Origin of the sequence: Mucilaginibacter limnophilus, assembly GCF_004005815.1 — a bacterium.
GTDB lineage: Bacteria > Bacteroidota > Bacteroidia > Sphingobacteriales > Sphingobacteriaceae > Mucilaginibacter > Mucilaginibacter limnophilus.
Window position 1 is genome coordinate 84080 of sequence record NZ_SACK01000010.1, and the last position, 22717, is coordinate 106796.

The window sequence follows — 22717 nt, forward strand, 5'->3', positions numbered from 1 at the left end:
TATGAATGTAAAAGAACTTACAAAAGCCGAAGAGCAGGTAATGCAAATACTTTGGCAGCTTAAAGAAGCCATTGTTAAAGATATAATTGAGAAAATGCCCGCGCCAAAACCGGCTTACAACACCGTATCAACAGTTGTGCGTGTGCTTGAAGGTAAAGGCTTTATCGACCATAAAGCCTATGGTAATTCGCATGTGTACTTCCCACTGGTGAGCGAAGCTGAATACAAACGCTTTACGGTTAACAAGGTGATGACCAATTATTTTGACAATTCATACAAAAGCCTGGTATCATTTATTGCTGATGAAAAGAAGCTCAGCATAAAAGAACTTGACGAACTTTCGGCACTTATTGAAAAACTTAAATCTGAGAAAAAATGAACTGGCTGTATTACCTGCTTGAAGCAAACATTTATTTAAACGTGTTTTATCTGGCGTATTACCTGCTTTTAAGCAGAGATACGCATTACAATCTTAACCGTGCTTACCTGCTGTGCATATGCTGCGTGGCGCCGATACTACCATTACTGCAAATTGGTGTATTAAAGCCTTTTCAAGAGCAAAGCGTAACCACTTCATACATAAATCAGGCAACAAGCCTTGCTGATATACGACCACCGGCAGTGCATTCTTTCAACTGGCAGGATACTATTCTTTACTTGTACGTAGCAGGCGTTGTTGTTACTATAGCGTTACTCGCCATTAAATTGATTAGACTATATCAGCTAAGCGCGGTTAATGTTCATCATACAGGTAACGGTTATAAAATAGTGTATCTGGAAAGCCAGAATACTGCGTTTTCATTTTTTAATAACCTATTTATCAGCACGCAAGTAACTGATATCAATACAATCATACAGCACGAGCAAGTACACATAAGGCAGAAGCACTCGGTGGATATTTTATTTACCGAGATAATAAAAATTGTGTTTTGGTTTAATCCCTTGGTGTATCTACTCCAAAACAGTCTTAAAATTCAGCACGAATACATTGCAGATGAGGAAACCGCAGGTAACGATAACCTTGCTTACTCAACTTTCCTGGTTAATAATGCTTACGGACTAAGTGGCGGCGCGGTTACTAATTCATTTTTTAATTATAAACTTCTAAAAAAGAGGATAATCATGTTAAACAAACAACGTTCGGGTAAGTTAGCCAGGCTAAAGTACCTACTGACAGTGCCGCTGTGCGCGGGCATGCTGTGTGCATCAACACTGTCTTTCAGCAAAAATTATGGGGTGGATTTGCTGCCGCGACAAGTAAAGGCAATTAAGGCAGCTCCGGCATCACCTGATACCGTACCTCAACCACCAACGGTTACATCAGTAAGGCGTAGCGATAAGCCGCTTAATGAATTATTTAATCACATTGCCAAAACTGTAACATATCCGGCACAGGCACGGGAAAAAAAGGTAGCCGGAACTGTTTGGGTAAAGTTTTCGCTGAGCAGCGAAGGTGTAATTCGGGACATCAAAATTGATAAAAGTGTAGGCAGCGGTTTAGATGAAGCGGTAATAAAATCAATGAAAAGCTTTACCGGCATTATTGCTAAAAAATCGGGTCCGGTTACATTTCCGGTAACATTCAAATTAATGAATAAAGATAACAAACCAGTTGGCGAATCAAAATCTGAACTATCCGAAAATGACCAATATAGCGGTGTTGTTGTGGTTGGCTTTGTAAAATAACCCTATCCCTTTACATATATAACCTGCTTAGTCTCGAAGAAATCTTCGCCGAAGTAATCTTTGAGATGGTATTGCCGTACGGTTAAACCCGATTCGGCAATTTCTTGTTCAAGGTCGCCCCCTTTTAAATACAGTATTCCGCTGGGCAAGGTATTACCGGTACTTTTGCTAAACTTGTTTTTCACCCAGGGATAGAACTCCCCTAACCGCGTTACCGCCCTTGATACTACAAAGTCGAACTTTTCTTTTATGTCTTCAGCACGTGCGTGTGATGCTTTAATGTTAGTTAAGCCTAAAGCGGTGGCCACTCCGGTTACTACTTTTATCTTTTTCCCAATAGAGTCAACCAAATGAAACTGCGTTTCGGGGAACATAATAGCCAGCGGAATACCCGGGAAGCCACCGCCTGTACCCACATCAAGCACCTTTTCGCCCGGCTTAAAGGTCATAACTTTTGCTATGCCAAGTGAGTGCAGCACATGCCGCTCAAGCAACTGGTCGATATCTTTACGTGATATTACATTGATCTGGCTGTTCCAGTGTTCGTATAAGGCAGGCAGCTGATCATATTGTGCCAGCTGTTCTTGTGTAAGTTGAGGAAAGTATTTGGCTATCAGTTCAGATGTCATCCCTGTTATAACGGTTTATAATGTTACCCAGCAGGTAACGTGCGCGGAAAAGCTGTGCCTTAACAGTACCCAAAGGCAGGTCGAGGTGCTGGGCAATTTCCTCGTACGATAACTCGTCAAAATAGCGCAGCGTTATCAAATTCCGGTAGCGCAGAGGCAACCCTTCTATCAGGCTACGCAACTCTTTGGTTTGCTGTTTTTTTATTGACGTTTCTTCAGGATTAAGCGTGTCCGATTTAATTTGTAATGGCAATTCGTCCCCGTCATCATCCATCATGCCGTGTATCGACATGGTGTTGAGCTTTTTTTTGCGGATAAAATCAATACAATTATTAGTAGCCACCCTGAACAGCCATGTACTGAAAGCGTAGTCAGGTTGATATTTGTCCAGCTTTTCGAAGGCTTTTGCAAAGGTTTCTACCATGATATCCATGGCGTCTTCTTTGTTATTCACCATCTTCAATATCATAAAATAGATAGAATCTTTATACCTGACCATCAGATCGGCATAAGCCTTTTGGTCGCCCTGCCTTGCACGAAGTACCAGTTGGAAATCGTTCTTCGCATTCTCGGTAAAATTGGAGTTTATTTCCATCGGGTAGTTTTTATAAATGATCCGATAAGCCCAAAGACATTCAGATAAACATAGTATATCAGGTCTAACAATGGTAAATAAAACAACAAATCTTTACCCCCGATGGTTTTAAAAGCTTTGTTATATATAAATAGCTGCGTTAAAAGCCTTATAAGGTACAACCCAATCGCCAATATAGGCTCAAATTTGAAAATAAGGCAAAGCGCAAGCAAAATATAAAATAAAAATCCACTTAGTGCCTCCCAGCTGAGCATCCGGCGGTGATGGTTTTTATATAATCTGCCTACACCCATGTGCCTTGTTTTTTGCCGGTACCAGCCGCTCCAGGTGGTTTTGGCATGGGTGTACATAAAGCTTTCGGGGTGTACTTCTACAACCGTATTGGTGCTTGTTGTATTCTGATTAACGAAAAGATCATCGTCACCTGACAGTACATGCATATGCGCTGCAAAGCCCTTATTAGCAAAAAACAGCGTTTTAGTGTAAGCCAGATTCCGCCCTACGCCCATGTAAGCATCGCCGCCCATGGCTGCAGAAAGATAGCTTATGGCCGTTTTAAGTGTCTCGAAACGACTAAAGCCATTGAGAATTCCCTTAACCTTATAAAATGGTGAATACCCTAAAATTATTTGTGTAGATGCTGTAAAGTTAGCCGCCATACGGGCTATCCACTTATCTGACGCGGGTGTACAATCAGCATCGGTAAATAACAAATGTTCATTTTTTGCGGCTTTTATTCCTAAGGTAAGGGCGAACTTTTTACCGGTTTTAAAGCGGACATGCTCAGTAATAGTTACTACTTTTAAGTGTGGATACCTGCCCTGCATCTCTAAAAGCAGCAGATCTGATTCATCAACCGAGCAATCATTCACTACAATTACTTCAAAATCCGGGTAATCCTGCTCAAGTATCAGCGGCAAATTATACTTCAGATTGTTCTCCTCATTACGTGCGCTGATGATGACTGAAACCGGGATATCTGCCTTTTGCAATTGCTGTACGGGCTTATACCAGGCCAGCCGGCCATGGTTGTTAGCGATATAATACAGCTGACTTATAAAACAAATTTGAAAGAAAAGAAATAAAGCGTCGTAGAGATACGTTTCCAAGTAAAAAAATTTACCCGCAAAGTTGCTAAAATCCGTCCGCATTAGCTAAACCGACTTGAAAATAAACCCAACGTATAGCCGGACTAATTTCTTAATTTTGCGGTCTTTATAAATGAAATTCAGTTTAACAGCACAGGATAAATTATCCAAAGCCCGCGCAGGCGAAATAACCACCGATCACGGCACTATTAAAACCCCTATTTTTATGCCTGTTGGCACCGCCGGAACAGTAAAGGCTGTACACCAGCGCGAACTTGCCGACGATATAAAAGCACAAATTATATTAGGCAATACCTACCATTTATACTTACGCCCGGGTCTCGACATAATTGAACAAGCGGGCGGCCTGCATAAATTTAACGGCTGGGACAAACCTATACTTACCGACAGCGGCGGTTATCAGGTGTATTCGCTTACCGAAGTACGTAAAATAAAGGAAGAAGGCGTTACTTTCCGTTCGCATATTGATGGCTCCAAACACTTTTTTACGCCTGAAAATGTAATGGATATACAGCGTATTATTGGCGCTGATATCATTATGGCATTTGACGAGTGTACGCCTTACCCGTGCGAATATAACTACGCCAGAAGGTCAATCGAAATGACTCACCGCTGGCTTAAACGCTGCTGCGACAGGTTTGACAGCACCGAGCCGAAATACGGTTACAGCCAAACACTTTTCCCCATTGTACAGGGGTCGGTATATAAGGATCTGCGTGTACGTTCGGCGGAAGTTATTGCTTCTTTTGAACGTGAAGGCAACGCAATCGGCGGCCTATCAGTAGGCGAACCGGCTGAAGAAATGTATGCCATGACAGAGATTGTATGCAATATATTACCCGAGCAAAAACCGCGATATTTAATGGGTGTAGGCACGCCGGTTAATATATTGGAAAATATAGCTTTAGGTATTGATATGTTTGATTGCGTAATGCCAACCCGTAACGCTCGCAATGGTATGCTGTTCACCAAGAACGGTATCATAAACATGCGCAACAAAAAATGGGAGAATGATTTTTCGCCAATTGAAGCCGACAGCGACCTGTTTGCCGATAAAGCATACACAAAAGCGTACCTGCGGCATTTAATTCATTCGGGCGAAATACTTGGTGCACAGATAGCAACGTTACATAACCTGCACTTCTATCTTTGGCTGGTTAACGAAGCCCGTGAAAAGATAATTGCCGGCGAATTTTACGCCTGGAAAGAAAAAATGGTAAAACAGCTTGGACAAAAACTGTAAATGAAAAAGCTTCTGCGCAAATACTTACCGGTTATTGACAGGTATATTATTGGCAAATACCTCGGTACGTTTACGTTTACATTGATGATTTTCATTGTGATAACGGTGGTATTTGACATCTCCGAGCATATTGATAACTTCCTGCAATCGGGCCGCTCGGTTAGTGAAATTGCTACCGAATATTACGGTGGTTTTATTCCGTTTTACATGAATATGCTGTCGCCGCTTATCAACTTTTTAGCGGTGATCTTCTTTACGGCAAAGATGGCCAATCAAACAGAGATAGTGCCCATACTTACCAGTAAAGCCAGCTTTAACCGCTTTTTAAGGCCATATTTCATATCGGCGACTATTGTTTTCATCGTATCATTTTACGCCAACGTTTACCTGATACCATATACCAACAGGCTAAAAATTACCTTTGAAAACGAGAATGGTTTTAACGGAAATGACGACCCTACCCGCAGCGAGGTACACATGCAGATCAGCAAAAACACCTACGTTTACCTGCAAAATTTTGATAAAACCATTAACACCGGCTACACTTTTGTACTGGAAAAATTTGACGGCGATCAGCTGCGTGAGAAGCTGACATCAGACAGGATTGTGTACGATTCACTGAAGAAAAAGTGGTCAATAATGAATCCTGATATACGTTATGTAAATGGTTTAAAGGAAAGTTTGGTACAGCGCGGGATGCAAAAAGATACCGCTTTAGACATGCATCCAACCGACTTTATCAAGATTGATAACGAGTATACGGCCATGCCGCTGCATGAAATTAATGCCACAATTGAGAAAGAAAAGCTGCGTCGGCCCGAGGTTTTACCATCAATTTACTACGAAAAATACCGCCGGTTTGTGTACCCTTTATCTACTTATGTACTCACTTTAATAGGCGTCGCACTGTCGTCACGTAAGGTTCGCGGGGGTGTTGGACTACCTTTGGGTATAGGCATTTTCCTGTGTTTTGCCTACATAGTGGTTGATAAATTTGCTACGGTTTTTGCTATTCAGGGCGGCGTTCCGGCGCTTATAGCGGTGTTTATACCTAACGTTTTGTTCGGCCTTCTGGGCTATTACCTGCTTGTAAAAGCACCTAAATAAATGATCGATAAACCTCAATCAACAGGCATAAACAGCAACCTGCTGGTGCTACATTTCACCGTTTTTATCTGGGGGTTTACAGGCATTTTAGGAGCGCTTATCACCTTGCCTGCGGTGCAGTTGGTATGGTACCGTTTGCTTATTGCGGTGGTGTCATTATTTCTTTATTTCAGGTATAACAAAACTATTTTTAAAGTAGATAAACGATCACTTTTAACACTGTTTTTTACAGGCGCGTTAGTGGGCGGACACTGGATATTATTCTTCGGAGCAATCAAACATTCCACCGTTTCGGTAGGTCTTGTATGCCTGTCATCGGTTACTTTATTCACCGCAGTACTGGAGCCGCTGATTAATAAAAAGCGTATCTCAAAACTTGAAATCGTCGCCGGTATTTTTATAGTAGTCGGGATTCTGACAATATTCAAATTTGAAACTCAATACACTAAGGGCATTGCAATGGGATTACTTAGCGCCCTTTTTGCAAGCCTGTTTTCCATCATCAACTCAAAACAGGTGCAGAAACATGACGCTCCGGTAATAGCATTTTACGAGCTTTCGGGCGCTTTTGTGTGGCTGTCATTATACATGGTTTTCACTGGCGGATTCAATAGCCAGATGCTGATCGGCATATCTGACCTGAGTTATTTATTAATACTTGGCACCATTTGCACATCGCTTGCATACGTGGCCGGGGTATCAGTTATGCGCGAAATTTCGGCGTTCAAAGTAGCGCTTATTACCAACCTCGAGCCTGTATATGGCATCCTTTTGGCGTTTGTTATTTTTGGCGATATGAAGAAAATGACCGCCGGTTTTTGGGTAGGGGCCGCTATTATTTTATCCACTATTTTCTTGTTTCCGTTGGTGCGCAAGCAACTGTATGAGCGCCGCCGTACACGTTAATTCTCATCTTTATTTTGTGATAACCTATAGGGTAGGGGATTTTTAGCATCCGCTACAACCTACTTTTTAGCTCCTGTACGCTCTTCAAATATTTAGACATACAAAACCTCGTTGTAATCTATTTTCATACAACACAGCCAAAATTTCAAAATTGGCTTAGTGTTTGATTGTATTTTAGGTATGTGCATAAACTCACACCAAAAATCTGCTTTTTTGTTGGCACAAATTTTTTAAAATACATAAATTAAAATACTTTTAAATATTTAATAATCAGCGTAGTACAAATTATATCTTTAGTTTAAATACAACTTAATTAAAATTATCAATATCGCCAATTACTAATAATTTTAGCATTCATTAAAATCAGACCCATTTACGATGCATAATAAACTAATAATCAAAAACATTTAATTTGTAATCAAAATAAATACTTTGGATTGGATTCTTCAGATAAGAAAAAAGGTTAGTGTAATAAACATCAAATTTTAGAATTTAAAATTTAGACGCCGGTAGTGACATTTGTATACGCACTGCTGAAAATTGGTCTTGAGAAACCAAATTTTCGATGACGTTTTTTTCAATATTTTCGTCGGTCTAAACCTCTTCAAACAACGCGGACACCTTCTATGGAAATTGACATAAGCCAATAATCTTGCCAATTTTCATGATCAATTTTTGCGATGTAAAACCACCGGCTCGCTCTTACCCGCCACACCCCCATCACAACCATCTTAAAGACATCAACAGCTCCCGCCATCCGCCTTACACGTACCGCTCCCATTTTTAATACACACATAAATTGCGGATATTGGTTATTCAATAAAACCACATTTGTCATGAGTGTAAAAACCATCATCGCTATTATTATTGCCGTGCTCATTACCATTGTTATTATGCAGAACAATGACGAGGTACCTTTCACTATTTTATTCACCAAAACTTACGCGTCAAAACTTATCGTACTGGCCGGCATCGCCGTAGCGGCATTTACCCTGGGCGTAATTGTTGGCCGCCCCAAAAAAGTAAAATATGATATCGAACAATTTCACGACAGCCAATATCAAAAAGAGAAACCCGATACACTAAGTGACGAAGACAGAGATTACATCAGTTAATTAATTATGGAAAAAAGAATAGGCTTTATAGGCCTCGGGAACCTTGGTATCCCCATGGCCAAAAACTTAATAACCGACGGCTACCACCTGCAGGTTTATAACCGTACAACCTCAAAAGCCAAGGAGCTTGAACAGGGCTCTATCACCGTTTGCAGCACACCCGCCGAGGCCGCCAGAAATGTTGATTTTGTGATTACCATTTTATCTGAGGATGAGGTGGTGAAGGATGCAGTATTGGGTGATAACGGCTTTTTAAAAACCATGCGTCCGGGTGCGCTGCACATCTCCATGAGCACCATTTTGCCCGACACCTCTGAAGAGCTTTTAGCCATCCATAATGATGCCGGCAGCCGATATCTGGCAGCCCCGGTTTTTGGCCGACCGGAAGCCGCGGCCGCACGCAAACTTTGGATATGCACATCCGGCGCAGCCGATGTGAAAGAAGCCGCCAAACCGGTGCTGGAAAGTTTGGGCCAGGGCATTATTGATTTTGGTGAAACCACCGGCGGAGCAAACGTGGTAAAGCTTACCGGAAATTTTATGATCATGGCAGCGCTGGAGACAATGGCCGAGGGCTACACCATTGCCGAGAAAAGCGGCCTCGACCGCAAGCAGGTGGCCGACTTTTTCAGCTCGACACTTTTTGCCTGTCCGATATTTCAGAACTACGGGAAATTTATTTCGGCAAAGCAATATGAGCCGGTAGCCTTTAAGGCGAAGCTTGGTTACAAAGACGCGCGCCTGGCCCTGAAAGTTGCGCAACAAACCGAAACCCCTGCCCCATTGGTTTCACTGGTGCACAACCGTCTGCTTACATCAGTAGCAAAAGGCAACGGAGACAACAGTGATTGGATTGCCGCGTTCGGCAAAGGTGTGAGTGATGAGGCCGGGGTGTGACCCGTTAATTCAAATTATGTCATTTCGAACGACAGAGAGAAATCTTCTGAAAGCAGCCGGATAGTTTTTATGTTGCAGAAGATTTCTCCTCGTTCCTCATCGAAATGACAAAAAGAGAAATTTCTCATCACACATCATAAAATACCTCGTTTTCCCCTTCCAAGTGCGAAAGGTTTGGCAACTCATTAAAAATCCCGAATACCGACGCGCCACTGCCGCTCATACTGGCGTATAACGCACCTGCATCATACAGCGCAGCTTTTACGCCACGGATATCAGGATGATTTTTAAATACAGATTCTTCAAAGTCGTTTTTGATGTGATGTTTCCACTCGGTAAGAGGAAGCGTTACCAGTTCCTGTAACGATTGATTAACGGGCTTAGGCCTTACGCCGCGATAGGCTTCTCCGGTTGACACATGTGCGGGCGGCATTACCAAAACAATCTTGTATACCGACAGGTCGAGCGTCACGGGTTTAAACTCGTCGCCCTTGCCATGTGCAAAGACGGGCTTGTTTTGAATAAAGAAAGCACAGTCGGCGCCCAGCTGTCTTGCATAATTCTCCATTTGCTCAACCGAAAGCTTTAGCCCAAATAAATCACTCACTAATTTGATAAAAAACGCTGCGTCGGCCGAGCCGCCACCCAGGCCTGCTCCTATCGGGATATGTTTATGCAGATGTATTGCGACAGGTGGAATATCATAATCGTGCCGCAAAAGCTCGTACCCCTTCACACACAGATTATCTTCCATTCGGCCGGGTATTGGTATCCCAGATGAAGAAAAACTCAATTGAGGGGCTGTAATAACCTCAAGCGCGTCTTTAATCTTTACAGGATAAAAAACGGTTTCAAGATTATGGTAGCCATCGGCCCGGCGTTCGGTAATGTTCAGGCCAATGTTTATTTTTGCGTTTGGAAAATTCAACATAAAGTGTCAACATACGGTTGTATTTATACACATCCGTAGGAAACCAAAAATAGAATATTTTTCTTTGTGAATGACGGCAAGATGGATGGCGGTTGGCGCAAGGCGCAATCCTGTTGCAAGGCGGGAGGCGGTTGGCGCGGAATATATTACCGTTTGTAGCTGTCGGGAATCGGTGTAATAAGAATAATTAGCATCGGCAATCGGTGCAATCATAAAAAATAAATCGGTGTAATCACCCACTCAACAATGAAACAGTATTTAGATTTAATGCGGCATGTAATGGAGAACGGCGCCCAAAAACACGACCGCACCGGAACAGGAACGCTTAGTGTGTTTGGCTACCAGATGCGTTTTAACCTGCAGGAAGGCTTCCCGATGGTGACCACCAAGAAACTGCACCTGAAATCGATAATACACGAGCTGATTTGGTTTTTGAGCGGTGATACCAACATTAAATATTTAAAAGATAACGGCGTGCGCATATGGGACGAGTGGGCGGATGCCGATGGAAACCTTGGTCCGGTTTACGGCTACCAATGGCGTAGCTGGCCTACGCCCGATGGCGGCCATGTTGATCAGATAAAACAGATCATTGATCAGATTAAGAATAACCCTGATTCCCGCCGCATCATGGTTTCGGCATGGAACGTGGCTGACGTAAACAAAATGGCGCTTCCACCCTGCCACAGCCTGTTCCAGTTTTATGTGGAGCCCCCTAACGCGCAAAAAGGAGAAACAAAAGGTAAGCTGTCGTGCCAGCTATATCAGCGCAGCGCCGATATATTTTTGGGTGTGCCGTTCAATATAGCGTCGTATGCGCTGCTTACTATGATGGTGGCACAGGTATGTGATTTAGATTACGGAGATTTTATTCACACTTTTGGCGACGCACATATTTACAACAACCACCTCGAGCAAGCCAACCTGCAACTAAGTCGTGAGCCAAAGCCGCTGCCAACCATGCGCATTAATCCGGAGGTAAAGGATATCTTCAGTTTTAAGTATGAAGATTTCACTTTGGAGAATTACGAGGCATGGCCGCATATAAAAGGCATTGTGGCGGTCTGAACCGGAATTTGAAGAATTTTTGAATTAGCAAAATTTTATGAACAAGAAAGAAATGCCTGAAAACAAAAAAAAACCCTTCTTCCAAAGAAGGCCCTTAAATTATTAAAACGAATAATCGTTGAAGATGAGACGTTATTAAAACGGCTTGCTAATTCCTAATCCATTCTGTAAATTCTTAAATCCTATAAATTCAGGTTCAGACAAATGACCACCTCCATTATTGTAGCTATTTCCCAAAACTACGCCATAGGCAAAAACAACCAACTGCTGTGGCACATGCCACACGATCTTAAGCATTTTAAGGAAACCACCAGCGGCCATACCGTGATAATGGGCCGTAAAACATTTGATTCGGTAGGTAAGCCGTTACCGCGCCGCAGGAATATCGTTATTACACGTCAGCATATAGAAATAGCAGGTTGCGAAGTGGTAAGCTCGATTGATGATGCTATTGAACTTTGCAAAGACGAAGAAGAAGTGTTTATTGTTGGCGGTGCCGAAATATACCGTCAGAGCATGGGCATTACCAACCGTATCTACCTTACCATTATTCATCACATTTTTGAGGCTGATACTTTTTTCCCTGAAATAGACTATTCACAGTGGAAAGAAATCAAGCGTGAAGACTATCCGGCCGACGAAAAAAACGCTTATTCATACTCCTTTATCACACTCGAGCGAGCTTAACAACGAGGCATTTATTTTGTTTTAATTTAAAATTCCTTGCTTAGGAAAATTTATTAGATTTGCCGTCTTATTTAAAAAAGCTACTTACTAATTATACATACATAAGTTATACTTCACGATGCAAGGCAAAGGGATAATTAAATTTTTTGCAATAGTGCTGGTCTTGATCGGCCTGTATTATTTTTCGTTCACATGGGTTGTACAAAAGGTTCAAAACGACGCCAGGGAATACGCTAAAGGTAATCCTGACAGAGAAAAAGCATATCTCGACTCAATTGCTGATCAACCCGTTTATCCTGTTTTAGGGCACACCTACCGGTTCTGCACAAGCAAAGAGCTGGCCCTGGGCCTTGATTTGAAAGGTGGTATGAACGTAACCATGCAGGTATCTTTGCGCGAACTGGTACGCTCGTTATCAAACAACAACCCCGACCCTTCTTTTAACCAGGCGCTCACAAGGGCTGAAGAAGCACAAAAAACCAGTCAGAAAGATTACATTACCCTTTTTGTTGAAGAGTACGAGAAACTGAACCCATCAGGCAAACTGGCGGCTATCTTCTCAACACAAGACAACCAGGCAAACCTGAAATTTAACGCCACCAACAGCCAGGTAAAAACCTACCTGCAAGATCAGGCTAACGCAGCCGTTAAACAGGCCTATACCGTATTAAATACACGTATCGACCAGTTTGGTGTTGCACAGCCTAACATTCAGCTACAACAAGGTACAAACCGTATCCTAATCGAGCTTCCGGGTGTGAAAGATGCTGAGCGTGTACGCCACCTGCTGCAAGGTTCGGCAAAGCTTGAGTTTTACAAAACCTTTGACAACACCGAAGTTTACCCCGTACTTGTTAACGTTGATAAAATATTAGCAGCAAAACAAAAATCTACTGCCGATACAGCTAAAATAACTGCTACCGCCGCTGCTGCAAAAGACACTGCCAAAAAAGGCGACAACTCGTTGCTTGGCAAACTTGAAAAGAACGCTAAAGACAGTGCAGGTAAAAACAGCCAGTTGAAAAACAATGCTAACCCACTATTTAGCATATTAACGCCAAGTGTTTATCAAGGCCAGCAAGGCATGCAGCTTGCCCCAGGCCCTGTTGTTGGTATGGCTGAAGCGAAAGATACTGCTAAAGTAAACTCATACCTGCAAAGCGCGGAAGCTAAAGGCAACATGCCGCAAAACCTTAAATTCTTGTGGGATGTAAAACCGCATGACATTAACGGCAAAAAAGCCTTCTCGCTATATGCTATTAAATTATCAGGCGCCGAAAACGGTCCGGTGTTAACCGGTGACGTTGTTACCGATGCCCGTAACGACGTTGACGAAAGAGGCCGCCCTGAAGTGCGCATGGTGATGAACTCTACCGGTGCACAACAATGGAAAAACATAACCGCTGAAGCAGCGCCATCAAAAAGCGCCATCGCTATTGTGCTTGACGATAATGTGTACTCTGCCCCTACCGTTCAAAACGAGATTTCTGGCGGTATATCATCTATATCAGGCAGCTTTACCAGCGACGATACAAAAGACCTTGCAAACGTGTTAAAGGCCGGCCGCTTGCCTGCCCCCGCACGTATTGTTAACGAAGCTGTTGTAGGCCCCTCATTAGGTCAGGAAGCTATCAGCGCAGGTTTACTTTCATGCATACTTGGTTTTGTGGTAGTACTTATTTTCATGGTGGTTTATTACAACCGTGCAGGTACTGTAGCGGTAGTTGCCGTGTTAATTAACGTATTCTTCCTGATGGGCGCACTTATCAGCATCGGCGCTATCTTAACCCTTCCGGGTATAGCAGGTATCGTGCTAACACTGGGTATAGCGGTTGATGCCAACGTACTGGTGTATGAACGTGTGCGTGAGGAAATGGCGCTCGGCAAGTCGATCAAACAGTCTATCAGCGATGGCTTCAAACATGCCTTATCATCAATATTAGATGCTAACGTAAGTACTTTCCTTACCGCTACCATCCTGTTAGTGTTCGGTTCGGGCCCTATCAAAGGTTTTGCTACTACATTAATGATCGGTATCATCACCTCATTGTTCTGCTCGCTGTTAATCTCAAGATTAATATTCGAGTGGATGCTTGAAAAAGGCTGGGATATCAAATTCTCATACCCATGGAGCTCTCATACCTTCAAGAACGCAAACTTTGCTTTCGTTAAAAACAGGTTTAAGTTCTACGCTTTCTCTGGCTTGTTCATCCTTGCAGGTTTAATATCAATCTTCACACAGGGCTTTAACTATGGTGTGGATTTCCAGGGCGGACGTAACTACACAGTGCAGTTCCCTGATAAAAAGGTTGACGCTGAGCAGGCACGTGAAGCGGTAGTAAAATATTTAGGTATTGGCAAAGCAGAAGTTAAAACCTTTGGTGCCGACAAGCTTGCTATTACTACCAACTACCTGATTGATGACCGTGACGAAACTGCTGACGTTAAAGTTGAGGAAACCCTTAAAAAAGGACTTAACGAACTTGGCACTAAGTATAACATTGTACAAAGGTTAAAGGTAGACCCAACCATATCAAACGACCTGAAAACATCAGCAAGTTTAACTGTAATATTCGCCATCCTGGTGATATCAGCTTATATCCTGATCAGGTTCCGTAAATGGCAGTACAGCTTGGGTGCATTGGTTGCTACCGCGCACGACGCCTTGCTGGTACTTTCGTTCTTCTCATTGTTTAAAGACGTACTTCCGTTCTCTCTGGATATCGACCAGGCATTTATTGCCGCAGTGTTAACTGTTATCGGTTACTCAATTAACGATACTGTGGTTGTGTTCGACCGTATCCGTGAGTATCTAACCCACAGCACTAAAGAAGAAGATACCAAAACAGTTATTAACAAGGCGATTAACAGCACGCTAAGCCGTACTATTATTACTTCGTTAACTGTACTATTTGTATTGATAGTATTGTTTATCTTTGGCGGAGATGTTATCCGGGGCTTCTCATTCGCCCTGTTAATCGGTATCACTTTTGGTACATACTCGTCCATCTGCGTGGCAACACCGGTGATCATCGACTTTGGGAAAAAAGGTCTGAAATAAAAATTTATAGATTTTTAAAAAGCCCCAAAGAACATTTGGGGCTTTTTTGTTTTAATACTTAAACAGTAACAACTAAACTCACCATATAAATGGATTTCGCATATAACACAAAGTTTCCTTTAGTAGTAATTATCGGCGGTGGCTTCGGCGGTATAGAGGCAGCTAAAAAGTTTAAAAACAAGCCGGTTAATGTTCTTATGCTCGACAAGAATAACTACCACGGCTTTTGGCCCCTGCTTTATCAGGTAGCCATGGGTAGTTTAGAGTGCGAATCCATCGCTTTTTCGCTTCGTAAAAAATTCGATAACCAAAAGAACTTCCGTTTTCGTGTGGCCGAGGTTAAAGGCGTTAACCCTGTAGGAAAATACGTGGAAACCAGCATTGGCGACATTGCTTACGACTACCTTGTTATTGCTACAGGTTCAACAACCAATTTCTTTGGTAATAAAGATATTGAGCGTTATGCCATGCCGATGAAAACCATACCTGAAGCATTAAATATCCGTTACCTGATATTGCAGAATCTTGAGGCAGCCGTACTAAAAGCATCTAAAGAAGAACGTGAGCCCTACCTGAATTTTGTACTTGTGGGTGCCGGCCCTACCGGTGTTGAGCTTGCAGGTTCACTGGCCGAGATACGCAACCACATCCTCACTAAAGACTACCCTGAGCTTAAAAAAGAAGAAATGAAGGTTTACCTTGTTGACTTCCTTCCCAAAGTACTTGGGCCAATGTCTGAGGAAGCGTCAAAGGCTGCTGAGAAGTTCCTTCGCGGTATGGGCGTTGAGTTGCTGCTTGGTACCAAGGTAGAAAGTTACGACGGTGAGACCATTGTGTTTGAGGGCGGCAAAAGCATCCGCACTATGAATGTAATATGGTCGGCAGGTGTAATGGGGCAGATACCTGCAGGCATCGATAAAGAAAAGATTGTGCGTGGCAACCGTATCAAAACAAACGTGTATTGCCAGGTTGACGGCTTTACTGATATCTTCGCTATTGGCGACGTTGCAGCCAGCATTACCGAGAAAACCCCTAACGGACACCCGGGCGTGGCGCAGGTGGCCATGCAACAGGGCGTTAATGTTGCCGAAAACATACTGAACATTATCGAAAACAAGCCGCTGGAAGCCTTTAGCTACTTTGATAAAGGATCAATGGCTACCATAGGCCGCAACAAAGCGGTGGCTGATATTGGCAAGATTAAGTTCCAGGGCTTCTTCGCCTGGCTTACCTGGATGTTTATCCACTTAATTTCGCTTATGGGGGGCCGTAACCGATGGATAGTATTTATTAACTGGGTCGCCAGTTATGTAAGTTATAATGGCGGTAACAGGCTTATAATACGCAAATTTGTAAAGGAAACAGCAGACGCACAGAAAAACGCTGTGACGAAGGCGGATCAGTAGGGAATAGAATCAAGAACCAAGAGTTAGGATTCAATTTCATAATATATTTTAAGGGTAGACAACTTTTTAAAGTTGTCTACCCTTTTGTTTGTTTAAGCATGTCATTTCAACGAGGTACGAGGAGAAATCTTCTGCGAGATCTAAGTTCCGAAATTTCCGTACTGAGAGAATTTTCCCACGGTCGAAATGACAACTATTGCTATTCTTTCACCATTTTAAAATGCTGTATCCCCGCTTCTTCAAACTGAGGACCGGTTGGCACAAAGCCCAGCTTGGCATACACACCCATGGCTTGTACCTGTGCATGTAAGTATATATAGCCGGCATCAGCAGGCAAATCATTTAATACCGCTTTAATAAGCGCCTTGCCTACGCCTAAGCCCCTGTATTGCTTTAGTACGGCAAAGCGCTCCAACTTATATCCTTTATCAGTTTTACGCCAGCGTGAGACCCCTGCAGGCTCGCCGTTTACGATGGCTAAAAAATGTGTCGACTCATCCTCATATTCCCACTCTAGTTCTGGCGGGCAATTTTGTTCAACTACAAACACCTCGCGGCGTATAGCAAATACCGTTTCAAGGGTTTGTGGGTCATTTACTTTGTTTACTGCTATTTCGCTTTGCCCTTGCATCGGTATAATGTTTTTTAGACTTTAAGTTACTTAATTTGATTTCGTGGTTCTCAGTTGCAGCGTCAATGGAGTGCGTGCAAAGAATATCGTCTTCCTCTTCTGCCAGGTCCGACAGCTTTTCATAAAACTTATGCAACTCATTCAGTTCGTCTTCGCTAAGGTCTTCCAAATCAACCATGCGGTTGCTGGCGCCCTGGTGCGAAGCTATGAGTTCGTTCAGCTTTAAGTGTATCGCTTTCGAGTCTTTATTTTGTGTTTTCTGAATCAAAAACACCATCAGAAATGTAACAATGGTAGTACTTGTATTGATCACTAATTGCCAGGTATCTGAATAACCGAATACCGGACCGCTTATGGCCCATACTATAATAACACCCACAGCTATAATAAATGCTGCTGAACTGCCTGTAACATTTGTAGCCCAGTTAGCAAAGCGTTCAAAAAAATTAAGTTTCTTTTTATTCTTATTAGCGGCCATAACAAAAAAAGGATTAAGTAAATAAGAATAAACGAAAAAAGAGCGCCAATGTTTAAACCGGCGCTCTTCAGATCATGTTACATCTTATTATAGCTTGCTATTCGCGTCTATACAGTTCAGATCGCGGAAAGCTTCGGTAAGGCGTTTAACAAAGTTTTCTTCGCCTTTGCGCAGCCATACACGCGGATCATAATATTTTTTGTTTGGAGAATCCGGTCCTTCAGGGTTACCAATCTGATCTTGCAGATAAGCTTCTTTTGATTGATAGTAATCCTTAATACCTTCCCAGAAAGCCCATTGCATATCGGTATCAATGTTCATTTTGATAGCACCATATGAAATAGCCTCACGGATTTCTTCCTGGCTTGAACCAGAACCACCGTGGAATACAAAATTGATAGGTTTTTCAGCAGTTAAACCGTGTTTCTTTTTCAAATACTCTTGTGAGTTATGCAGGATGATTGGCTGTAATTTAACGTTACCTGGTTTGTAAACACCGTGTACGTTACCAAAAGCAGCCGCAACTGTAAAGCGGTGGCTTACTTCTGATAGTTTCTCGTATGAGTAAGCAACGTCTTCGGGCTGGGTATAAAGTTTTGAGCTGTCAACATCGCTGTTATCAACGCCGTCTTCCTCGCCGCCGGTTACACCAAGTTCAATTTCAACGGTCATGCCCATTTTGGCCATGCGCTCAAGATATTTTGCAGATATTTCAATGTTTTCTTCGATAGGCTCCTCAGAAAGGTCAAGCATATGTGATGAGAAAAGCGGTTTGCCGGTTTCAGCAAAGAATTTCTCACCATGATCAAGCAGTCCGTCAATCCATGGAAGTAATTTTTTAGCGGCATGGTCGGTATGCAAAATAACTGCTACGCCGTAATGTTCGGCCAGCAGATGTACGTGCTTAGCAGCCGATACGCCACCTAAGATACAGGCTTGCAGCTTTGAGTTATCAAGCGATTTGCCGGCGTAAAACTGCGCGCCGCCGTTTGATAGCTGAATGATAACAGGTGAGTTAACCGCTTTAGCGGTTTCCATAACTGCGTTAATGGTGTTGGTACCAATAACGTTTACCGCAGGCAAAGCAAACTGATGCTTTTTTGCCGCTTCAAATAGTTCCTGCACCTGATCGCCGTGCAAAACCCCTTTGTAATCTTTTAAACTCATTAATAAAATACGTTTGGTTTGGGCTCCTAAGGTAGCAATATTTTGACGTAATTACCTTAAATATATCATGTTTTTTAAAACAATTGTGTAAAATATACACTATGTAATTTTTGTACCTATTAAAGATTGTTACATTACCGGGTAAAGCAAACCGTCAAAACTATTGTTACTGTAAAAGATTACAGAAAAATTTGTTTCTTTGCACTCTTATTTTTGCAACAGATTTTTGAAACGATATGGCGTGGTTTAAAAGAGAAGTAAAAGGTATTATCACAACTACTCAGGAAAAAAAAGAAGCACCTGATGGTATCTGGAACAAATGCCCGGAGTGTAAAAAGCCCCTTCATTACTCTGAACAAGTTGAAAACCAATATGTTTGCCACTACTGCGGATATCATCTGCGTATAGGTTCAAAAGAGTATTTTTCGATATTGTTTGACAATAACGAATTTACCGAACTGTTTACCAATCTGCGCTCAGGCGACCCGCTGGAATTTGTCGACACAAAAAAATATACCGACCGTATTAGCGAAACCACCCGCAAAACCGGCCTGAAAGACGCTATACGTTCGGCGCATGGTAAAATTGAAGGCCATGACCTTGTTGTGGCCTGTATGGATTTCAATTTCATAGGCGGCTCAATGGGATCAGTTGTGGGTGAAAAGATCGCCCGTTCTATTGATTACTGTATCGAGCATAAAATTCCTTTCCTGATGATCTCAAAATCAGGGGGAGCACGTATGATGGAGGCAGCTTTCTCACTTATGCAAATGGCTAAAACATCTGCAAAACTTGCATTGTTAGGTCAGGCAAAAATCCCATACATTTCACTGCTTACCGACCCTACTACAGGTGGTGTAACTGCATCATATGCTATGCTTGGCGACGTTAACATTGCAGAACCCGGTTCGCTTATAGGCTTCGCAGGTCCGCGCGTTATTAAAGAAACCATTAAAAAGGATCTTCCAAAAGGCTTTCAAACTGCCGAGTTTGTATTAGAGCACGGCTTCCTTGATTTTATTGTTGATCGCCGCGAAATGAAAGAAAAACTCGCATCATTTATTAAGATGTTGGCTGCTTAAGTGAGCCAGGAATCAAGAGACAAGAATTAAGATATTAACTAAAAAGGAGCAATGGGTTATCCCAATGCTCCTTTTTAGTTAATATGATATGTCATATCATGAAAGAGATTTCTCCTTCGCCGAATTGACGTATTCTCTTAATTCCTGAATCTTAATTCTTGACTCTAATAAATTAAATCCCTTCAGTGCCCGGCTCATGGCCTATCATACGGCCGGTTGTGCGTCCATGATTACGTGATTCAAAATCAGTTTTAGGTGATCCTTCAGCAGGAAATTCGTGCTGGTTTGGTGGCGTAACGTCAGTTTGCTCACTAAACGAAGCATCGTTGCCTTCCTGAGGCTCGTTATACTCGCGTGATGGTGAATAACCTGAACCTTCCTGTTCTGACTCTTCCTTTTCAGGTATTTCGTTCGGATCAGGGTCTACCGACTCTGGCGCCAAATGAGCTTCAAAGTCTTTATCCTCGTCAAAGCCATTTCCTTGGCTTTCATCATACTGCCTGTCAAAAGCAATATCGTCGCCTAAAGTGTTAGTATAGGCAGGACCGTCGTTATTATCATTCAAAAAAGAATCGGTTGCGTCTTCATCCTCATCATCATCAACCTCAACAAACTCGTCGTTTTCAAGATCTTCGTCGCCAATTGCCAGGTCGTCCTCATCATCAAGCAGTTCGTCATCATCTTCCAAACCATCATCTTCCAGTTCGTCGTCTTCGCCGCCTAAATCATCATATTCCGGGGTATTAACGTTCATGTTCGTGTATTCCTGTTGATCCTCCCGATCATTCCAGTTCATTTCATTTGCAGTTATCATAGGTATTTAGTTTATATGGTAATGAACAAAACCTATACCAACAAGACGGATGAACCTTATTAGCTTAGTATGCTGTAAAGAAGTGTGGCAATTAAAGAAACGTGTGTCCTTTTTTATATTACACCTTTGCCAGGCATATCTCACGTATCTTGTTAACCGCGAAGTCAACGTCCTCTTTTGTATTATACTTTGAGAACGAAAAACGTACTGACGGACGTGAAGGATTGGCGCCGATAGCCGTTAATACATGCGAACCAATATCCGTACCCGAACTGCACGCGCTGCCGCCTGAAGCCGAAATACCTGCTATATCAAGGTTGAACAACAGCATATCCGCCATGTCCATTTCGGGGAAAGATACGCTTAACACAGTGTACAAACTTTTATCAGGATCGGTTTCACCGTTAAAATGCAGGCCCGGTATTTCATTTTTCAGTCTGTCCATCATATAGGTTTTAAGCCCCTGTATGTGCTGCTGATGATCATCCATCTCGGTATAAGCAATTTCAAGCGCTTTAGCCAAACCGACAATACCATAAACGTTCTCAGTACCGCCGCGCATATTACGCTCCTGTGAGCCGCCGTATATCATCGGCTTTATTTTGATGCGATGATTTACGTGCAGAAACCCCACCCCTTTTGGCCCATGTAGCTTATGCGCTGCACAAACAAGGAAATGCACTTTAAGCTTACTTAAATCGTGCGGATAGTGCCCCATGGTTTGCACCGTATCGCAATGGAAAATGGCGTTATATTGTTCGCAAAGGTCGCCTACACGTTCAATATCGGTAAGGGTACCTATCTCGTTATTGGCGTGCATTAATGACACAAAGCTGCGCTCGTTATTTTGCAGCAACTCTTCAAGATGATTGTAGTTGATATTGCCTTTGTTGTCGGTATCAACAAAGCTCAGTTTTATGGTACCGGCCTTCTCCATCGCCTCAAGGGTGTGTATCACCGCATGATGTTCTAAACGACTGGTTATAGCATGCGTTATGCCATGATCAATAATACCACAGCGAATGGCAGTATTATCGGCCTCGGTACCGCCGCTGGTAAAAAATATCTCAGCAGGCGATGTATGTAGTAAATTAGCAATGGTTTTACGTGAACGCTCAATAAGCGTGCGTACCTCACGTCCGTGCGCATGTATAGACGAAGGGTTACCATATTGGGTTTCCATCACTTTATACATTTCTTTCAGCACCTCCGGATCTAAAGGAGTAGTTGCTGCATTATCGAGGTATACGCGGCTCATTGTTTAATATCAGTTATTTATCTGGCAGATGTCCTGTTCTGCCTGTATATATTATCACATATAGCGATGGTTTTAAACCCATCGCTAACAAGTATTTATTAAATTCCCAGTATTTTCTTCATATCGCCAATCAGCTTATTCGCCAAAGCGTTGGCTGCTTCTTCCGACCGGCTTTCTGAATATATCCTGATGATAGGCTCGGTGTTCGACCTGCGCAAATGTACCCATTCCTTACCGAATTCTATCTTCAGCCCGTCAATGGTTGAATATGGCTGTTCTTTGTACTTTTCTTCGACTTTTGATAGCAAAGCGTCGATATCCATAACCGGCTGCAGTTCTATCTTGTTCTTCGAAATGAAGTATTCAGGATAGCTTGCCTTTAGCTGTGAGATGCTGGTGTTCTCTTTTGCCAGATGTGTCAGGAACAAGGCGATGCCTACCAGTGCATCCCTGCCATAGTGCAGTTCCGGGTAGATCACCCCGCCATTGCCTTCACCGCCTATCACCGCATTGGTTTCCTTCATCTTCGTCACTACGTTCACCTCACCTACCGCGGCCGCGTTGTAAGTACCTCCTTGTAGTTCGGTTACATCCCTTAGTGCACGGGTTGACGACAGGTTGGATACCGTATTGCCTTTGGTATGTTTCAGTACATAATCAGCTACTGCTACCAGTGTATATTCTTCACCGAACATCGTTCCGTCTTCATTTACAAAGCAAAGCCTGTCTACATCAGGGTCGGTTACGATGCCCAGGTCGGCTTGTTTTTCTTTGACCACTTTGGCTATTTCCGTCAGGTTCTCCGGCAGTGGCTCGGGATTATGCGGAAAGTGGCCGTTGGGTTCGG

At 42.8% G+C, this 22717-nt stretch carries 23 protein-coding genes and 1 pseudogene; 12 read left to right on the top strand and 12 right to left on the bottom strand.

Translation table 11 applies throughout. The features are described from left to right. The first annotated feature begins 1 nt into the window (after window position 1). On the top strand, window positions 2-379 hold the full coding sequence (locus tag EOD41_RS18525; protein WP_127707749.1) for a BlaI/MecI/CopY family transcriptional regulator: 378 nt from the start codon (window positions 2-4) through the stop codon (window positions 377-379). Further along, window positions 376-1686 carry a M56 family metallopeptidase gene (locus EOD41_RS18530; RefSeq protein WP_127707751.1) on the top strand — a complete coding sequence of 437 codons (1311 nt, stop codon included), beginning with the start codon at window positions 376-378 and terminating at the stop codon, window positions 1684-1686. Before EOD41_RS18525 ends, EOD41_RS18530 begins: the two co-directional genes overlap by 4 nt. Before the next feature lie 2 nt (window positions 1687-1688). On the opposite strand, the gene rsmG is transcribed toward EOD41_RS18530, so the two are convergent. Genes rsmG through EOD41_RS18545 form a run of 3 tightly spaced genes read right to left on the bottom strand, consistent with a single transcriptional unit; the run spans window position 1689 to window position 4019 of the window. Next, on the bottom strand, window positions 1689-2315 hold the full coding sequence (gene rsmG / locus EOD41_RS18535; protein ID WP_127707753.1) for a 16S rRNA (guanine(527)-N(7))-methyltransferase RsmG: 627 nt from the start codon (window positions 2313-2315) through the stop codon (window positions 1689-1691). After that, window positions 2305-2910: an RNA polymerase sigma factor gene (locus EOD41_RS18540; protein ID WP_127707755.1), complete on the bottom strand. Its 606-nt coding sequence runs from the start codon at window positions 2908-2910 to the stop codon at window positions 2305-2307. The genes rsmG and EOD41_RS18540 overlap by 11 nt, the downstream gene beginning before the upstream one ends. Then, window positions 2901-4019, bottom strand: a complete 1119-nt coding sequence (locus tag EOD41_RS18545; RefSeq protein WP_240663491.1) for a glycosyltransferase — start codon at window positions 4017-4019, stop codon at window positions 2901-2903. The genes EOD41_RS18540 and EOD41_RS18545 overlap by 10 nt, the downstream gene beginning before the upstream one ends. Window positions 4020-4131: 112 nt before the next feature. Between EOD41_RS18545 and tgt the strand changes: the two genes are divergently transcribed. The 3 genes from tgt to EOD41_RS18560 are packed head-to-tail and all read left to right on the top strand — an operon-like array spanning window position 4132 to window position 7275. Further along, complete coding sequence (tgt, locus tag EOD41_RS18550; RefSeq protein ID WP_127707759.1) at window positions 4132-5262, top strand: tRNA guanosine(34) transglycosylase Tgt; 1131 nt, start codon at window positions 4132-4134, stop codon at window positions 5260-5262. Beyond that, entirely contained in the window at window positions 5263-6369 is a 1107-nt protein-coding gene (locus EOD41_RS18555; protein ID WP_127707761.1) for an LptF/LptG family permease, read from the top strand. Continuing rightward, on the top strand, window positions 6370-7275 hold the full coding sequence (locus EOD41_RS18560) for a DMT family transporter (protein ID WP_127707763.1): 906 nt from the start codon (window positions 6370-6372) through the stop codon (window positions 7273-7275). A gap of 604 nt (window positions 7276-7879) precedes the next feature. Here EOD41_RS18560 and EOD41_RS18565 read toward each other — a convergent pair. Continuing rightward, a complete protein-coding gene (locus EOD41_RS18565) occupies window positions 7880-8113 on the bottom strand; it encodes a hypothetical protein (RefSeq protein WP_127707765.1) in 234 nt (77 codons plus the stop codon). Here EOD41_RS18565 and EOD41_RS18570 point away from each other — a divergent pair. Both EOD41_RS18570 and EOD41_RS18575 read left to right on the top strand, forming a co-directional pair. Next, window positions 8112-8390, top strand: a complete 279-nt coding sequence (locus EOD41_RS18570; RefSeq protein ID WP_127707767.1) for a hypothetical protein — start codon at window positions 8112-8114, stop codon at window positions 8388-8390. The genes EOD41_RS18565 and EOD41_RS18570 overlap by 2 nt on opposite strands. A 6-nt stretch (window positions 8391-8396) precedes the next feature. After that, window positions 8397-9287: an NAD(P)-dependent oxidoreductase gene (locus EOD41_RS18575; RefSeq protein ID WP_127707769.1), complete on the top strand. Its 891-nt coding sequence runs from the start codon at window positions 8397-8399 to the stop codon at window positions 9285-9287. Window positions 9288-9414: 127 nt separating this feature from the next. Here the strand turns inward: EOD41_RS18575 and ispE are convergent, their stop codons facing one another. Next, complete coding sequence (gene ispE / locus EOD41_RS18580) at window positions 9415-10218, bottom strand: 4-(cytidine 5'-diphospho)-2-C-methyl-D-erythritol kinase (RefSeq protein WP_127707771.1); 804 nt, start codon at window positions 10216-10218, stop codon at window positions 9415-9417. A gap of 6 nt (window positions 10219-10224) precedes the next feature. Next, on the bottom strand, window positions 10225-10458 hold the full coding sequence (locus EOD41_RS18585) for a hypothetical protein (RefSeq protein WP_127707773.1): 234 nt from the start codon (window positions 10456-10458) through the stop codon (window positions 10225-10227). Window positions 10459-10464: 6 nt separating this feature from the next. On the opposite strand from EOD41_RS18585, the gene EOD41_RS18590 reads away from it, so the two are divergent. The 4 genes from EOD41_RS18590 (at window position 10465) to EOD41_RS18605 (ending at window position 16440) form a co-directional block, all read left to right on the top strand. Continuing rightward, entirely contained in the window at window positions 10465-11286 is an 822-nt protein-coding gene (locus EOD41_RS18590; RefSeq protein WP_127707775.1) for a thymidylate synthase, read from the top strand. Window positions 11287-11490: 204 nt separating this feature from the next. Further along, window positions 11491-11973: a dihydrofolate reductase gene (locus EOD41_RS18595; protein ID WP_127707777.1), complete on the top strand. Its 483-nt coding sequence runs from the start codon at window positions 11491-11493 to the stop codon at window positions 11971-11973. A gap of 118 nt (window positions 11974-12091) precedes the next feature. Beyond that, a complete protein-coding gene (gene secDF / locus EOD41_RS18600) occupies window positions 12092-15034 on the top strand; it encodes a protein translocase subunit SecDF (RefSeq protein ID WP_127707779.1) in 2943 nt (980 codons plus the stop codon). 89 nt (window positions 15035-15123) lie between these two features. Then, window positions 15124-16440: an NAD(P)/FAD-dependent oxidoreductase gene (locus EOD41_RS18605; RefSeq protein ID WP_127707780.1), complete on the top strand. Its 1317-nt coding sequence runs from the start codon at window positions 15124-15126 to the stop codon at window positions 16438-16440. A gap of 199 nt (window positions 16441-16639) precedes the next feature. On the opposite strand, the gene EOD41_RS18610 is transcribed toward EOD41_RS18605, so the two are convergent. From EOD41_RS18610 to fbaA, 3 genes are all read right to left on the bottom strand, one after another. Beyond that, window positions 16640-17071 (bottom strand): GNAT family N-acetyltransferase, encoded by a 432-nt coding sequence (locus tag EOD41_RS18610; RefSeq protein WP_127707782.1) that lies wholly within the window; start codon window positions 17069-17071, stop codon window positions 16640-16642. Continuing rightward, the gene (locus EOD41_RS18615; RefSeq protein WP_127707784.1) at window positions 17031-17549 is read right to left on the bottom strand and encodes a low affinity iron permease family protein; all 519 of its coding nucleotides are present in this window, start codon (window positions 17547-17549) and stop codon (window positions 17031-17033) included. Before EOD41_RS18615 ends, EOD41_RS18610 begins: the two co-directional genes overlap by 41 nt. Before the next feature lie 87 nt (window positions 17550-17636). Then, window positions 17637-18716 carry a class II fructose-bisphosphate aldolase gene (gene fbaA / locus EOD41_RS18620; protein ID WP_127707786.1) on the bottom strand — a complete coding sequence of 360 codons (1080 nt, stop codon included), beginning with the start codon at window positions 18714-18716 and terminating at the stop codon, window positions 17637-17639. A gap of 236 nt (window positions 18717-18952) precedes the next feature. Here fbaA and accD point away from each other — a divergent pair, with 236 nt between their 5' ends. Beyond that, window positions 18953-19798, top strand: a complete 846-nt coding sequence (accD, locus tag EOD41_RS18625) for an acetyl-CoA carboxylase, carboxyltransferase subunit beta (RefSeq protein WP_127707788.1) — start codon at window positions 18953-18955, stop codon at window positions 19796-19798. Between the two features lie 172 nt (window positions 19799-19970). On the opposite strand, the gene EOD41_RS18630 is transcribed toward accD, so the two are convergent. From EOD41_RS18630 to EOD41_RS18640, 3 genes and pseudogenes are all read right to left on the bottom strand, one after another. Continuing rightward, a complete protein-coding gene (locus tag EOD41_RS18630; RefSeq protein WP_127707790.1) occupies window positions 19971-20612 on the bottom strand; it encodes a hypothetical protein in 642 nt (213 codons plus the stop codon). 118 nt (window positions 20613-20730) lie between these two features. Then, the gene (locus EOD41_RS18635; protein ID WP_127707792.1) at window positions 20731-21870 is read right to left on the bottom strand and encodes a cysteine desulfurase family protein; all 1140 of its coding nucleotides are present in this window, start codon (window positions 21868-21870) and stop codon (window positions 20731-20733) included. A 98-nt stretch (window positions 21871-21968) separates the two neighbouring features. Then, window positions 21969-22717 (bottom strand): annotated as a pseudogene (locus EOD41_RS18640) (phosphoglucosamine mutase); the annotation flags it as partial.

Bases quoted from the DNA above. Each gene is read 5' to 3' on its own strand.
- EOD41_RS18525 (WP_127707749.1), top strand. From the start codon at position 2: ATGAATGTAAAAGAACTTACAAAAGCCGAAGAGCAGGTAATGCAAATA.
- EOD41_RS18530 (WP_127707751.1), top strand. From the start codon at position 376: ATGAACTGGCTGTATTACCTGCTTGAAGCAAACATTTATTTAAACGTG.
- rsmG (WP_127707753.1), bottom strand. From the start codon at position 2,315: ATGACATCTGAACTGATAGCCAAATACTTTCCTCAACTTACACAAGAA.
- EOD41_RS18540 (WP_127707755.1), bottom strand. From the start codon at position 2,910: ATGGAAATAAACTCCAATTTTACCGAGAATGCGAAGAACGATTTCCAA.
- tgt (WP_127707759.1), top strand. From the start codon at position 4,132: ATGAAATTCAGTTTAACAGCACAGGATAAATTATCCAAAGCCCGCGCA.
- EOD41_RS18555 (WP_127707761.1), top strand. From the start codon at position 5,263: ATGAAAAAGCTTCTGCGCAAATACTTACCGGTTATTGACAGGTATATT.
- EOD41_RS18560 (WP_127707763.1), top strand. From the start codon at position 6,370: ATGATCGATAAACCTCAATCAACAGGCATAAACAGCAACCTGCTGGTG.
- EOD41_RS18570 (WP_127707767.1), top strand. From the start codon at position 8,112: ATGAGTGTAAAAACCATCATCGCTATTATTATTGCCGTGCTCATTACC.
- EOD41_RS18565 (WP_127707765.1), bottom strand. From the start codon at position 8,113: ATGACAAATGTGGTTTTATTGAATAACCAATATCCGCAATTTATGTGT.
- EOD41_RS18575 (WP_127707769.1), top strand. From the start codon at position 8,397: ATGGAAAAAAGAATAGGCTTTATAGGCCTCGGGAACCTTGGTATCCCC.
- ispE (WP_127707771.1), bottom strand. From the start codon at position 10,218: ATGTTGAATTTTCCAAACGCAAAAATAAACATTGGCCTGAACATTACC.
- EOD41_RS18590 (WP_127707775.1), top strand. From the start codon at position 10,465: ATGAAACAGTATTTAGATTTAATGCGGCATGTAATGGAGAACGGCGCC.
- EOD41_RS18595 (WP_127707777.1), top strand. From the start codon at position 11,491: ATGACCACCTCCATTATTGTAGCTATTTCCCAAAACTACGCCATAGGC.
- secDF (WP_127707779.1), top strand. From the start codon at position 12,092: ATGCAAGGCAAAGGGATAATTAAATTTTTTGCAATAGTGCTGGTCTTG.
- EOD41_RS18605 (WP_127707780.1), top strand. From the start codon at position 15,124: ATGGATTTCGCATATAACACAAAGTTTCCTTTAGTAGTAATTATCGGC.
- EOD41_RS18610 (WP_127707782.1), bottom strand. From the start codon at position 17,071: ATGCAAGGGCAAAGCGAAATAGCAGTAAACAAAGTAAATGACCCACAA.
- EOD41_RS18615 (WP_127707784.1), bottom strand. From the start codon at position 17,549: ATGGCCGCTAATAAGAATAAAAAGAAACTTAATTTTTTTGAACGCTTT.
- fbaA (WP_127707786.1), bottom strand. From the start codon at position 18,716: ATGAGTTTAAAAGATTACAAAGGGGTTTTGCACGGCGATCAGGTGCAG.
- accD (WP_127707788.1), top strand. From the start codon at position 18,953: ATGGCGTGGTTTAAAAGAGAAGTAAAAGGTATTATCACAACTACTCAG.
- EOD41_RS18630 (WP_127707790.1), bottom strand. From the start codon at position 20,612: ATGATAACTGCAAATGAAATGAACTGGAATGATCGGGAGGATCAACAG.
- EOD41_RS18635 (WP_127707792.1), bottom strand. From the start codon at position 21,870: ATGAGCCGCGTATACCTCGATAATGCAGCAACTACTCCTTTAGATCCG.